This window comes from Rathayibacter sp. AY1E3 (assembly GCF_002932235.1).
In the GTDB taxonomy this organism is placed as follows: Bacteria; Actinomycetota; Actinomycetes; order Actinomycetales; family Microbacteriaceae; genus Rathayibacter.
On record NZ_PSVN01000005.1, the window covers coordinates 74,131 to 86,679 of the forward strand.

Genomic DNA, 12,549 nt, shown 5'->3' on the forward strand with positions numbered 1-12,549 from the left:
TCGTACCGACATGATTCGCTTCGACAACGTCTCCAAGCAGTATCGGGGCGGCACGAGACCCGCCCTCAACGCCATCGATCTCGAGATCCTCCGGGGCGAGTTCGTCTTCCTCGTCGGCGCCTCCGGCTCCGGCAAGTCGAGCTGCCTCCGCCTGATCCTCAAGGAGGAGCGTCCCTCCTCCGGGTCGATCCACGTGCTCGGGCAGAACCTCGGCAAGATCTCGAGCCGCAAGGTCCCGTACTTCCGCCGCAACATGGGCGTCGTGTTCCAGGACTTCCGGCTGCTGCCGAACAAGTCGGTCTTCGACAACGTCGCGTTCAGCCTCCAGGTGATCGGCAAGTCGAAGGGCTACATCCAGGAGGCCGTCCCGGACACGCTCAAGATGGTGGGCCTCGCGGGCAAGGCGTCGCGCCTGCCCCACGAGCTCTCCGGCGGCGAGCAGCAGCGCGTGGCGATCGCCCGTGCCGTCGTCAACAAGCCGGCCGTCCTGCTGGCCGACGAGCCCACGGGCAACCTCGACCCGACCACGAGCGCCGGCATCATGGCGCTGCTCGAGCGGATCAACGCGGGCGGCACGACCGTGATCATGGCGACCCACGAGGCCGGCATCGTCGACCAGATGAAGCGCCGCGTCATCGAGCTCTCGGCCGGCAGCATCGTCCGCGACGAGAGCCAGGGCGGCTACGGCCAGACCGAGAGCATCACCGTCGTCCACGACGGCGTCGTGGTCGTGGCGGCCGACGACCACGCGGTCGCCGAGCAGCCCGCGCCCCCGGCGATCATCGACAGCGAGCTCGCGCCCGCCGAGGTCCCCGAGATCGACCTGCGCCAGGAGGCCCCGGCCCCGCCGCCCGAGCCGGCCCGCCTCTCGCAGACCGCCGCCCAGCCCCGCGTCCCCGAGGGCCGCCGCTCCGCCGCCGTCGAGCCGGAGCGCGAGCCGGAGCCGGCCGCCGAGCCCGCCGCCGCCCCGCGCGTCGTCGAGCTGCAGAGCCAGACCGGTCCGATCTTCCTCCCCGCCGACACCGGCGCCCTGCCCGAGGAGTCGCTCGCCGCGCGCCTCGGCCTCCGCGCCCACGCGGGCGAGGGCGACGAGACCGGCGACGACCAGCAGAACGTAGGACCCGTCAAGTGAGATTCGCACTGATCTGGCCGGAGGTCGCCAGCGGCCTCCGGCGCAACGTCTCCATGGTCGTCTCGGTGATCCTGGTGACCTTCATCTCCCTCACCTTCGTCGGCACGGCGATCCTGCTCCAGATGCAGATCGGCCAGATGAAGAACTTCTGGTACGACAAGGCGCAGGTCGCGGTGTACATGTGCACCGCCACCTCCGGCGGCTCGAACTGCAGCGGCTCCGACGCCACCGCCGAGCAGATCGACGCGGTGCAGGGCCAGCTCGAGGGCGCCACGCTCGCGCCGTACATCGACCGCTCCTACTTCGAGGACCACGACCAGGCCTACGCGAACTTCCAGGAGCAGTTCGCGGGCAACCCGGTCGCCGAGTACGTCACTCCCGACCTGCTCAACCAGACCTTCTGGATCAATCTGAAGGACCCGACCCAGTCGGACGTCATCGTGGAGAGCCTGTCGAGCGTCTCGGGAGTCGAGAGCGTCACCGACCAGCGGCAGTACCTCGACCAGATCTTCTCGATCCTCAACGCGGCGAGCTACACAGCGATCGGCATCGCCGTCCTGATGCTCGTCGCGGCCGTGCTGCTCATCGCCACCACGATCCGCCTCTCGGCGTTCTCGCGGAGACGGGAGCTGGGCATCATGCGGCTCGTGGGGGCCTCGAACCGGTTCATCCAGACCCCGTTCATCCTCGAGGGGGTCTTCGCCGCGCTGGTCGGCTCGATCCTTGCGGGAGTCGCGGTGGTCGCCATCGTGCAGGTCTTCGTGCAGGGGTTCCTGGCGTACCGGATCCCGCTGACCTCCTTCGTGGGACTCGACGACGCTCTGATCGTCGTGCCGATCCTGATCGTGGTCGGCATCGTCCTGGCCGCCGTCTCGGCGAACGTCGCGATCGCGCGGTACCTGCGGGTCTGATCCCGGACCGGACGTATACTGGTGGGCTGTCCCGTTCGGGGCGGCCCACCGGTGCATCGCCCCGACGATGCCCGCCCCCTTCATCCGCTCGCGACCCGAGGAGCAGCCGTGCCCAGAGAACAGGGACAGAAGGTCGTCGCGACCAACCGCAAGGCGCGCCACGACTACCTCATCGAGGACACCTACGAGGCGGGCCTCGTGCTCACCGGCACCGAGGTGAAGTCCCTCCGGGCCGGCCGCGCCTCGCTGGTCGACGGCTACGCGTTCGTCGACGGGGGAGAGGCGTGGCTCGACGCCGTCCACATCAACGAGTGGGCCCAGGGCACCTGGACGAACCACCCGCCGCGCCGCAAGCGCAAGCTGCTGCTGCACAAGGCGCAGATCCTCAAGATCCACAACAAGGTGAAGGAGGGCGGGTACACGCTGATCCCGCTCTCGCTGTACTTCAGCGACGGCAAGGCCAAGGTCGAGCTGGCCGTGGCCAAGGGCAAGAAGGACTACGACAAGCGCCAGGTCCTCCGAGAGCGCCAGGACCGCCGCGAGGCGGACCGTGCGATGTCGACCCGCCGCCGCCTCGGCGAGTAGGCCCCGGCGGGCACTGTCCGACGGGTGCCGCGCAAGCCTCTTCTTCGCGCCCCGTGCTTTGGGAGACTGGGGCGCGTGACCTCCCCCGAGAACAGCGCCCCCGCCGCCCTGAGCGCCGCCGACGAGAAGACGCGGTGGCGCGCCTTCGCGGTGAGCGTCGGAGTCGCGGCCATCACGATCCTCGACCTCTCGAAGGTCAACGTCGGCCTGCCGTCGATCGAGCGCTCGCTCGGAGCGGACGCGAGCCAGCTGCAGCTGATCGTCGCGGGCTACGCGCTCGCCTTCGGACTGGCGCTCGTGCCGGCCGGTCGGCTGGGCGACATCCGCTCGCGCCGCCTGCTGTTCCTCATCGGGCTGACCGCGTTCACGGTGACGAGCCTGCTCTGCGCGCTCGCGCCGTCGATCGAGCTGCTCGTCGTCGCGCGCTTCCTGCAGGGCGTCGCCGCGGGCATCCAGATGCCCCAGGTCCTCGGGCTGGTGCAGCAGATGTTCACCGGCGCCGAGCGGGCCCGGGCCTTCGGGGTCTTCGGCGCGACCATCGGCCTGTCGACCGCCTTCGGCCCGACCCTCGGCGGCCTCCTGATCGCGATCGGCGGCGAGCAGGACGGCTGGCGCCTGCTGTTCTGGATGAACATCCCGCTGGGCGTCGCCGCGCTGGTCTTCGCCTGGAAGCTCATCCCGAAGAAGCGCTCGCGGCCCGAGGGAGACCGGTCCCTCGACCCGGTCGGCCTGCTCCTGCTGGCGGTCGCGATCTTCGCGTTCATGCTGCCGTTCCTGCTGACCACGGGCTCCTCCTCGGACTCGCCCTACCGCTGGTTCTGGCTGGTGCTCGCCGCGGCCGCCGCCGCCGTCTTCGTGCGCTGGGAGTCGCACTACGCCGCGTCGGGGCGGACGCCCGTCATCGACTTCCGCATCTTCCGGACCAGCTCCTATCGCAACGGCATCCTGGTCGCGACCTCCTACTTCGCCGCGATCCCGGCGACCTTCCTCCTCACCACGCTCTTCCTCCAGCAGGGGCTCGGCCTCGAGCCGGTGTTCGCCGGCATGGTGAGCATCCCGTTCGCGCTGACCTCGGCGGTGACCGCCTGGTACGGCGGCAAGCTCGTGCAGCGCTACGGCCGCGCACTGGTGGTGCTCGGCATCGTGCTCGTGGTCATCGGCTTCACGCTCGTGCTGCTCGCCGCCGAGCTCCTCCCGGCCGAGACCGCCGCCTACGGCATGGGTGCCGCGATGCTCGTCGCCGGGGCCGGAGGCGGCTTCGTCGTGTCGCCGAACCAGACGCTCACCCTCGCCGAGATCCCGCCGGCGCAGGGCGGCGTGGCGGGCTCCGTGGGCCAGCTCGGCCAGCGCGTGGGCACCGCGGTCGGCACCGCCTGCGCCTCCGCCGTCTTCTTCGCGACCCTGGCGAGCGAGCAGGGGATGGCGGAGGGGCTGGACCGGTACCACGACGCCTTCCGCAACGGCTACTTCGTCACCCTCGGGCTGATCGCGCTTGCGCTCGTGCTGGGTCTGCTCGATCTGCGCCGCCGCCGGGTGACCGCCCGCGGAGCTGAGGTAGACTAGGACCCGTAACTCCACAGTGTGCGACGAACGACCCACTCCAGCGGCCTCCGGGCCGTCGAGTGCTCGCGGGGATGATCGGTTTCGACATTGCCTGCGAAACTGCGAGAAGCGGGTCGAGGATCCAGGGTCATCTCGTCAACGATCCCTGGAAAACACAGGTGCCGAACAGAAGCGCACCGACTTCGCTCTCGCTGCCTAAGCCAGAGTAGATAGTCCGTCAGCCCGTGGGTGCGTCCTCGCCCCGGATCCTGGCGTCATCTAGAGGACTTGCTGCGTCGTTACGCCTGAGGGCGACGCGGGACTTGCACTCGGGCTGGGCCCGTCGACCGATGCGCCGATGGTAACGGTCGGGGCCGAGCAGAACGCTCTCATCGGCTACACCCGTAGAAGGCGCAGAATCACAGCGATGGACGGGGGTTCGATTCCCCCCATCTCCACCACCGGTCGTCGTCGCACACTGGGAGCTCCGCTCCGCCGCCCTCACGACGGTCGCACGTCGAGCTGTCTGATCCGCCCGTAGAGGGTGAGCATCGCCAGCCGGTCGTCGTCGTCGTGCGCCGGGCCGGCGAGAGCCTGCGGCGGGGCCCAGTCCCGGTAGAGCACGCCCGGCGCCAGCACGGCGACGGCGGTGCCGGCCGGGTAGTGGGCGCTGCGGTCCACCGGCAGCTCGGCGAACGCGTCGGGCAGGAGCCGGTGCAGCACGTCCAGCAGAGGACGGAGCCGTGCTGCTCGCGCCTCGTGCACGGAGAGGGTCACGGCGTTCATCGCGGCGAGCGCGGCCACCAGGTGCTCGGCGGCGTCGTCGTCGTCGCACCGCTCGGTGACCAGCAGCGAGACCACACCGCGCGGCTTCAGCCAGCCGAGAGTGGCGGCCTCGTCGTCGCCGTCCACCGAGACGACGCGGTCGGAGGCGTGGGCGTAGTCGTGAAGGAGCCGCGACCAGACGTCGCCCGGGCCGGGCCCGTCGACCTGCGCGACCGCCTCCGCCGCGGCGAGCAGGGAGCTCTGCCGGTGGAGCCTCGGGAACAGGCTGTCCGCCGGTCCCCAGTGCTGCTCGGCCGTGCGCGAGCGCTCGGGGGGTTCCTGGTCGTGCCGGTCCTGCATGTCGACTCCTGAGCCGCCGGTCTCCGCGCCCCCTCGCGCCTGCCGTTCGTCCCTTCACCCTGCGCTCCGCCGGAGCGCGTGTCAATGAGCCGAACGGGGGTCGATCGGAGCCGTGGTCAGCGAGCGGAGCCGAAGAGGCTGCCGGTGGTGGAGTCGTCGGCCGGATCGAGGACCGCGCAGACGATCGTGCGGTCTCCATGGCGCCAGCCGACCTCGGAGGGGACGAGCGAGCGGTACTCGAGGGCGGAGTCGCCGTAGGCGATCCCCATCACGGCGCCGAACTCCGGCTCGCAGCCCGCCTCGGCCTGGGCGAGCAGCGTGTTGCGGCTGGAGTAGCGGTCTCCGGGCTGCGCGAACGTGTGGAAGACCTCCAGTGCGTGCTCCTCGGCGCACGGGACGACGTCCACGTCGGCGATGCGGTCGTCGCCCGGGTCGGCCAGGCAGTCGCCGCGCCGCAGCGAGAACACGTCGGTGACGCCGGCGGTCGCCACCGTGCCGCCCTCGTCACGCACGGCCTCCGGGCCGTCCGGCCCGACGACGGAGGAGCAGCCCGAGAGGAGCAGGAGGAGCGCCGCCGAGGCGAGCGCGGCCGTCCGGCTCCTCATCGCGGCGCCACGATCGCGAGCACCTCGTCGTGCAGCAGGCCGTTGGTGGCGACGGCGCTGCCGTGCCACGGCCCGTCCTCCCCGTCGGCGGAGGTGAAGCGGCCGCCCGCCTCCTGCACGATCGGCACCAGGGCCGCCAGGTCGTAGGGCTTCACGTCGAACTCGCCCGCACCGTCGAGGAGGCCCTCGGCGACGAGCATGTAGGGCCACGCGTCCCCGTACGCCCGGTCGCGCCAGACGGCGCCGGCGAGCTCGAGCAGCTGCGGGAGACGGCCCGCGCCCTCCCACTGCTGGATGCTGTTGTAGCTGAAGGTCGCCGAGGCGAGCGTGTCGATCCCCGAGACGCGCAGCGGTCGCGGCTCGGCCCCGGCCTCCAGCTCGACGGCCCAGGCGCCGGAGCCCTCGGCCGCCCACCAGCGCGTGCCGAGAGCGGGAGCGGAGACGACTCCGACGACGGGGACGCCGTCGACCGCGAGCGCGATCAGGGTCGCCCAGATCGGGACGCCGCGGAGGAAGTGGGCGGTGCCGTCGATCGGGTCGAGGATCCACTGCCGCGAGGCCTCGCCCGAGGTGCCGAACTCCTCGCCGAGGATCGCGTCGTCCGGACGCTCGGCGGCGAGCAGCGCGCGGATCGCCTTCTCGACGGCGCGGTCGGCGTCGGTGACCGGGGTGCGGTCGAGCTTCGTGTCCACGACGAGGTCGAGCGCGCCGAACCGCTCCCGCGAGATCGCATCGGCCGCGTCCGCCAGGCGGAGGGCGAGTCGGAGGTCGTCGTCGAAGCTCTGGTCACTGCTCTGCGGGGTCACGCGACCACGATACCGGTGGGTCCCGCGGAGCCTCCGATCGCTGCCGCGGGCTTTCCGTCGCACTCGATTTGACGAGACGGGGGGAGACGCTGGTAGTGTGATCCCTCGGTTCGGCACGCACGATCAGCCGGCCGGAACGCACCTCTAGCTCAATCGGCAGAGCAACTGACTCTTAATCAGTGGGTTCTCGGTTCAAGTCCGAGGGGGTGCACCACCAGCCCCGCACCTCCTCGTGAGGTGCGGGGCTTCGTCGTTCCCGGTCCGTGTCCGTTCCCGACCTCCTCCGAGCGCCCGCAGGGGGAGCGCCGGCCCGTGCTCACTCGCTGGAGGGTGCGGCGGTCGACGGGTCGAAAGGCGGCAGGACTCCGCGGAAGCCGACGCTCGTGGAGCCGATCCCGATGTCGAGCGCGTCCGAGGCCCGGGCCTGATCGGCGGCGGCGGCGGTCAGGCTCAGGGTGATGCCCGTCCGCGTGAAGGCCCGGGCGACGGTGCTCCAGGCCGGGTCGACGTCTCCGTCCGCCGACGCTAACAGGCGCCTGAGCATCCGCACGGTGTCCGGCGCAGAATGCGGACCGACCCCCGTTCGCGTGGCAGGATCTCCGTTCGCTTCCGTTTCCCCTCCAGAAAGGACCGATGTGCCCGAAGACGTCCTCCCCGTGATCGGCTCGATCGCGCTCGCCGTGGTGATCGCGGTCGTGATCGCCGTGGTCGCGACCGCCGTCGTCGCCCTCGTGCTGCGCTCGGTCGGCAAGCGCAAGACCTGGGCGCGCCTGCTGATCCGGCGTCTGCGCATCCCGTTCCGCGTGCTGCTGATGACCATCGCGGTCTGGGCCGCGCTCGCCGCCACCGTGTCGGGCGACCCCTGGCCGGGTCTCGTGCAGCGGGTGTTCCAGATCGCCACGATCGGCGCGGCGGCGTGGGTGATCGGATCCCTGTTCGTGTTCCTCGAGGACCTGGGCGCCGAGCGCTACCGGACCGACACGGCCGACAACCGCCGGGCACGCCGCCTCCGCACGCAGATGACGATCATCCGGAGGGTCGCCGTGGCGGCCGTCGTGGTCATCGCGATCGGCGCCTCGCTGCTGACCTTCCCCGAGGCCCGCACGGCCGGTGCGAGCCTCCTGGCCTCGGCCGGCGTGCTCTCGATCGTGGCGGGCCTGGCCGCGCAGTCGAGCCTCACGAACATCTTCGCCGGGATGCAGCTCGCCTTCAGCGACGCCATCCGCCTGGACGACGTGGTGATCGTCGAGACCGAGTGGGGGCGGATCGAGGAGATCACGCTGACCTACGTCGTCGTCCACCTCTGGGACGACCGCCGCCTGGTGCTGCCCACGAACTACTTCACGACCCAGCCGTTCCAGAACTGGACCCGCACCGGGTCCGAGCTGCTCGGCGCCGTCGAGCTCGACCTGGACTGGCGGGTCAGCCCCGAGCAGATGCGCGAGGAGCTGCACCGCATGCTCGAGGAGACCGACCTCTGGGACCGGCGCACCAGCGTGCTGCAGGTGACCGACGCGACGGGCGGCTTCGTCCGGATCCGGGTGCTCGTCACTGCGAAGGACGCGCCGACGCTCTTCGACCTGCGCTGCTACGTGCGCGAGCGGCTCGTCTCGTGGCTGCACGAGAACGACCCCGTCGCCCTGCCGCGTCAGCGCGTCGAGATGGAGCGGGAGCCCGCTCCCGCCGCGACCCCGCGCCGGCACGGGTCCTCCGCCCCGGACAACCTGTTCTCGGGCGACGAGCGCTCGAACGAGCGGGGGGCGATGTTCACAGGTCTCATCGACCTGCGGGACACCCCGAAGCGGGAGCTGCCGCCGCGGGACTGACTCCTGCGAGGACGCCGCTCGCACGGCCGCACCCGGGGTGCGCGCGGCGAGCGGCGTCCTGCAGGGCGGTCAGCGGTTCACGGAGCTCATGTCGGCGTAGCGGTCGCCGACGGGGGCCTCGAGCGAGCCGAGGACGTCGAGCTGCTCCGCGGTCAGCACGAGGGCGTCCGCGGCGGCGTTCTCCTCGATGCGCGAGACGCGCTTGGTGCCCGGGATCGGAGCGATGTCCTCGCCCTGGGCGAGCAGCCAGGCGAGCGCCACCTGCGCGGCGGTCGCGTCCGCCTCTGCCGCCACACGGTCGACGGCCTCCACGATGCGGAGGTTCGCCTCCAGCGCTCCGTCGGCGAAGCGGGGGTTGTCGCGGCGGAAGTCGTCGCTGCCCAGCTCGGCGACCGAGCGGATGCTGCCCGTGAGGAAGCCGCGGCCCAGCGGCGAGTACGGGACGAAGCCGATGCCGAGCTCGCGGAGGACCGGCAGCACCTCCGCCTCGGGGTCGCGGGTCCAGAGCGAGTACTCGGACTGCACAGCGGTGACCGGGTGCACGGCGTGAGCGCGCCGGATCGTCGCTGGCGCCGCCTCCGAGAGGCCGTAGCCGCGGAGCTTGCCCTCCTGAATCAGCTCCGCGAAGGCCCCGGCGGTCTCCTCGACCGGGACGCCCGGGTCCATGCGGTGCTGGTAGTAGAGGTCGATGCGGTCGGTGCCGAGGCGCGCGAGCGAGCCCTCGACGGCGAGCCGCAGGTTCTCCGGGGAGCCGTCGAGTCCGCGGCCCCCGTCGCCGCGGTGGCGGATCATGCCGAACTTGCTCGCCAGCACCACCTCGTCGCGGCGGCCTGCCAGCGCGCGGCCGAGCAGCTCCTCGTTGGTGTACGGGCCGTAGATCTCGGCGGTGTCGAGGAACGTGACGCCGAGCTCGAGGGCGCGGTGCACGGTGCGGATCGACTCCGCGTCGTCGGTGCCGGCGCCGGTGTAGAACGCCGACATGCCCATCGCGCCGAGCCCGAGGCGCGAGACCTCGAGGGCGGCGACGTCGGATCCGAGGGTGATCGTCTTCATCAGTGGGTGGTCCTCTCCTGGTACGCCGCGATCTTGATGTCGATCGCGGCGAGGCTGGCGTGTGTCCGGGCGAGCTGCGCCTCGACCTCCTCGCGGTGCGTCCGGAGCAGCGCGAGGCGCTCCGGCTCCGTGGCGGGCCCGATCCGGAGGAGCCGGGCGTACTCGCGGATCCGCGCGATCGGCATCCCGGTCGCGCGGAGCTTGGTGAGGAAGTCGACCCAGCTGACGTCGGCCGGCCGGTAGCGGCGGTGCTGCGACGAGGCGCGCTCGACCGGGTCGAGCATGAGCCCGGCGCGCTCGTAGTAGCGCAGGGTGTGCACGGTGAGACCGGTGACAGCGGCGACCTGCGAGATCGACAGCACCTCCGGCTCGGCCGGGGCGGCGGTGGCGGTGGACATGGCGTCAACCTACGACTTCGAGTGCGCTCGAGGTCAAGCGGGAGCGGGCGACTCAGCCGACCTCGCGGCTGAAGCCCAGGAGGGCCTCGGCGATGCGGGCGTCCGCCTCCTCGTGGCTGATGGTCGCCTCGCCGTCGCCCGCCTGCGGCCCGTACCAGCCGAAGTCGGCGTGGTTGGCGCCGTCGATCTCGACGAGGTCGGCGGAGGAGGGCAGCCGGACGCTCGCGTCGGCGACCTTCTCCGGCGTGCTGAGCCCGTCCTCCGATCCGCTGACACTGAGGACGGGGAGCCCGGAGCCCGAGAGGTCGTTCGCGCAGTAGCTGCCGAGCAGCACCAGGCCCGCCACCGCCGGGTCCTCGGCCCACTGGCAGGCCTTCACGCCGCCGAGGGAGTGGCCGCCGACGAGCCAGCGGTCGACGCCCTCGGCCTGGCTGGTGAAGGTCTCGAGCGAGCGGAGATCGAAGAAGGCCAGGTGCAGGATCGGCCGCGTGATCACGACGGTCGCCCCGGCCTCGACCAGCGGAGCCAGGGTCGCCTCGTAGGAGGAGGCGTCGACCTTCGCTCCGGGGATGAAGACCAGGCCCGTGCCGGCCAGCTCGCCGGTCGAGGTCGGCGTCATCACGAGCGCGTCGTCCGTGCGCTCGACCGCGATCGCCGGATCGGCGCGCACACGGGCGAGGGCGTCCTCGTCGGGGCCGCTGACGATCGAGCTCCAGGTGAGGAAGCCGAGGACCGCGACTCCGAGGACTCCGCCGATGCTCGCGAGAACGACGCGGCGGCGCCTCATCGGGCTGCCGCGATCGCGTCGGCCGCCTGCACCAGGGCGAGGTGGGAGAGGGCCTGGGGAGTGTTCCCCGCGTGCCGGCGGCCCTCGACGTCGTACTCCTCCGAGAGGAGGCCCACGTCGTTGCAGAGCCCGACGAGCCGGTCCATCAGGGTCCGCGCGTCGTCGATCCGGCCGGAGTCGGCGTACTGCCGGACGAGCCAGAAGGAGCAGGCGAGGAACGGGTGCTCGCCGCCGGCGAGGCCGTCGACCGAGGACTCGGTCCGGTAGCGGTGCAGCAGGCCGTCCTGCAGGAGCACGCGCTCCAGCTCGGCGACGGTGCCCAGCATCCGCGGGTCGTCGGCGGGGACGAACCCGACCATCGGCAGCACGAGGAGCGACGCGTCGACCTCGGGCGAGCCGTAGGACTGCACGAAGTGGCCGCGCTCGGCGTCGAAGCCCTGGGCCTCGATCTCGGCGCGCACCTCGTCGCGGAGGCGCTCCCAGGTCTCGACCGGACCGGGCAGGCCGTTCTCGCGCACGGCGCGGACGCCCCGATCGAGCGCGGCCCAGATCATGACCCGCGAGTGCGTGAAGTGCCGCGGCTCGCCCCGGATCTCCCAGATGCCGTTGTCCGGCCGCTGCCAGTTGGTCTCGACGAAGCCCAGGAGCGCGCGCTGGAGCGGCCAGGAGAACTCCGTCTCGTCCACTCCGGCCACGCGGGCCTCGTGCAGAGCGACCATCACCTCGCCGATCACGTCCGCCTGGTACTGGTCGACGGCGGCGTTCCCGATCCGCACGGGGGAGGCGCCGTCGTAGCCGGGCAGGGTCGGCATCTCCCGCTCGGGCAGGTCGCGCTCGCCGGCGAGGCCGTACATGATCTGCACGTCCTCCGGCGCGCCCGCGACCGCGCGGAGCAGCCAGGCCCGCCACTTCTGCGCCTCCTGCTCGAACCCGTGCGCGAGCAGGGCCTGCAGGGTGAGCGAGGCGTCGCGGAGCCAGACGTAGCGGTAGTCCCAGTTGCGGGCGCCGCCGAACTGCTCCGGGAGCGAGGTGGTCGCCGCCGCGACGATGCCGCCGGTCTCGTCGTCGGTCAGGGCGCGGAGGGTCAGCAGCGAGCGGACGACGGCGTCGCGGTGCGGGCCGTCGTAGTCGATCGCCGACGCCCACTCGGACCACCAGGAGAGCGTGCGCTCCAGCGCGCGGTCGACGTCGAGGCGCTTCGGCGCCCGCTGGTGCGAGGGGAACCACGCCATCGAGAGGTCGACGACCGCGTCCGCGTCGACGTCGAACTCCGCCGCGTGGGCGTGGTCGACGGCCTTCAACCGCACTCCGCGCACCACGACCGCGTCGGGCCCGGCGACGGCGACGAGCAGCGGATCCTCGTCCGTCCCCTCCTGCCGCACCCACGGCATGGTGCGGGCGTAGTCGAAGCGGATGCGCAGCTCCTGCCGCATCCGGACGGTCCCCGACACTCCGCGCACCCGGCGCACCAGCTCGGCGCGCTCGTCGCGCAGCGGCATCACGTCGACCACCTCGACGACGCCGGTGGGCGTCGTCCACCGGGTGACCAGCGCGAGCGTGTCGCCGAGGTAGTGGCGCTCGCTCGTCGCCTCCCCGTCCACCGGCCGGAGCGACCAGCGCCCCTGGTCGTCGCCGCCGAGGAGGGCGCCGAAGACGGAGGCGGAGTCGAAGCGCGGCAGGCACAGCCAGTCGATCCCTCCGTCGCGGGAGACGAGAGCGGCCGTGCGGCAGTCGGAGAGGACGGCGTAGTCCTCGATCGGGGAGACCATGCGGCGATCC

General features: G+C 71.9%; 13 protein-coding genes, 1 tRNA gene and 1 other RNA gene. 7 read left to right on the forward strand and 8 right to left on the reverse strand.

The genetic code is table 11. The features are described 5' to 3' along the window. Positions 1–10: 10 nt before the first annotated feature. The 5 genes from ftsE to ssrA all read left to right on the forward strand — a co-directional run bounded on the left by ftsE (position 11) and on the right by ssrA (position 4,631). Positions 11–1,132, forward strand: coding sequence for a cell division ATP-binding protein FtsE (gene ftsE, locus C5C53_RS05740; RefSeq protein ID WP_104233202.1), 1,122 nt, complete (start codon positions 11–13; stop codon positions 1,130–1,132). Continuing rightward, the gene (ftsX, locus tag C5C53_RS05745; RefSeq protein WP_104267048.1) at positions 1,129–2,043 is read left to right on the forward strand and encodes a permease-like cell division protein FtsX; all 915 of its coding nucleotides are present in this window, start codon (positions 1,129–1,131) and stop codon (positions 2,041–2,043) included. The genes ftsE and ftsX overlap by 4 nt, the downstream gene beginning before the upstream one ends. Before the next feature lie 108 nt (positions 2,044–2,151). Then, entirely contained in the window at positions 2,152–2,628 is a 477-nt protein-coding gene (gene smpB / locus C5C53_RS05750; protein WP_104223558.1) for an SsrA-binding protein SmpB, read from the forward strand. A gap of 75 nt (positions 2,629–2,703) precedes the next feature. Then, positions 2,704–4,191 carry an MFS transporter gene (locus C5C53_RS05755; protein ID WP_104267049.1) on the forward strand — a complete coding sequence of 496 codons (1,488 nt, stop codon included), beginning with the start codon at positions 2,704–2,706 and terminating at the stop codon, positions 4,189–4,191. Positions 4,192–4,258: 67 nt separating this feature from the next. After that, positions 4,259–4,631: a transfer-messenger RNA gene (ssrA, locus tag C5C53_RS05760) on the forward strand. Positions 4,632–4,671: 40 nt separating this feature from the next. Here ssrA and C5C53_RS05765 read toward each other — a convergent pair. The 3 genes from C5C53_RS05765 to C5C53_RS05775 all read right to left on the reverse strand — a co-directional run bounded on the left by C5C53_RS05765 (position 4,672) and on the right by C5C53_RS05775 (position 6,706). Further along, positions 4,672–5,295, reverse strand: coding sequence for a hypothetical protein (locus C5C53_RS05765; RefSeq protein ID WP_104226969.1), 624 nt, complete (start codon positions 5,293–5,295; stop codon positions 4,672–4,674). A gap of 116 nt (positions 5,296–5,411) precedes the next feature. Next, complete coding sequence (locus C5C53_RS05770) at positions 5,412–5,900, reverse strand: septum formation family protein (protein ID WP_104223555.1); 489 nt, start codon at positions 5,898–5,900, stop codon at positions 5,412–5,414. Further along, positions 5,897–6,706 carry an inositol monophosphatase family protein gene (locus C5C53_RS05775; RefSeq protein WP_104267050.1) on the reverse strand — a complete coding sequence of 270 codons (810 nt, stop codon included), beginning with the start codon at positions 6,704–6,706 and terminating at the stop codon, positions 5,897–5,899. Before C5C53_RS05775 ends, C5C53_RS05770 begins: the two co-directional genes overlap by 4 nt. A 138-nt stretch (positions 6,707–6,844) precedes the next feature. Between C5C53_RS05775 and C5C53_RS05780 the strand changes: the two genes are divergently transcribed. Continuing rightward, positions 6,845–6,920, forward strand: a tRNA-Lys gene (locus tag C5C53_RS05780). A 102-nt stretch (positions 6,921–7,022) separates the two neighbouring features. On the opposite strand, the gene C5C53_RS17050 is transcribed toward C5C53_RS05780, so the two are convergent. Beyond that, the gene (locus tag C5C53_RS17050) at positions 7,023–7,250 is read right to left on the reverse strand and encodes a hypothetical protein (protein ID WP_181074937.1); all 228 of its coding nucleotides are present in this window, start codon (positions 7,248–7,250) and stop codon (positions 7,023–7,025) included. 91 nt (positions 7,251–7,341) lie between these two features. On the opposite strand from C5C53_RS17050, the gene C5C53_RS05785 reads away from it, so the two are divergent. Continuing rightward, the gene (locus C5C53_RS05785) at positions 7,342–8,532 is read left to right on the forward strand and encodes a mechanosensitive ion channel family protein (RefSeq protein WP_181065661.1); all 1,191 of its coding nucleotides are present in this window, start codon (positions 7,342–7,344) and stop codon (positions 8,530–8,532) included. Positions 8,533–8,601: 69 nt separating this feature from the next. On the opposite strand, the gene C5C53_RS05790 is transcribed toward C5C53_RS05785, so the two are convergent. From C5C53_RS05790 to C5C53_RS05805, 4 genes are read right to left on the reverse strand one after another with little or no spacing between them, the layout of a single operon-like run. Further along, a complete protein-coding gene (locus C5C53_RS05790) occupies positions 8,602–9,585 on the reverse strand; it encodes an aldo/keto reductase (RefSeq protein ID WP_104223552.1) in 984 nt (327 codons plus the stop codon). Next, a complete protein-coding gene (locus tag C5C53_RS05795) occupies positions 9,585–9,983 on the reverse strand; it encodes a MerR family transcriptional regulator (RefSeq protein ID WP_104267052.1) in 399 nt (132 codons plus the stop codon). Before C5C53_RS05795 ends, C5C53_RS05790 begins: the two co-directional genes overlap by 1 nt. Positions 9,984–10,035: 52 nt before the next feature. Further along, complete coding sequence (locus tag C5C53_RS05800) at positions 10,036–10,770, reverse strand: alpha/beta hydrolase (RefSeq protein WP_104223550.1); 735 nt, start codon at positions 10,768–10,770, stop codon at positions 10,036–10,038. After that, complete coding sequence (locus tag C5C53_RS05805; protein WP_104267053.1) at positions 10,767–12,539, reverse strand: glycoside hydrolase family 15 protein; 1,773 nt, start codon at positions 12,537–12,539, stop codon at positions 10,767–10,769. Before C5C53_RS05805 ends, C5C53_RS05800 begins: the two co-directional genes overlap by 4 nt. Positions 12,540–12,549 lie beyond the last annotated feature (10 nt).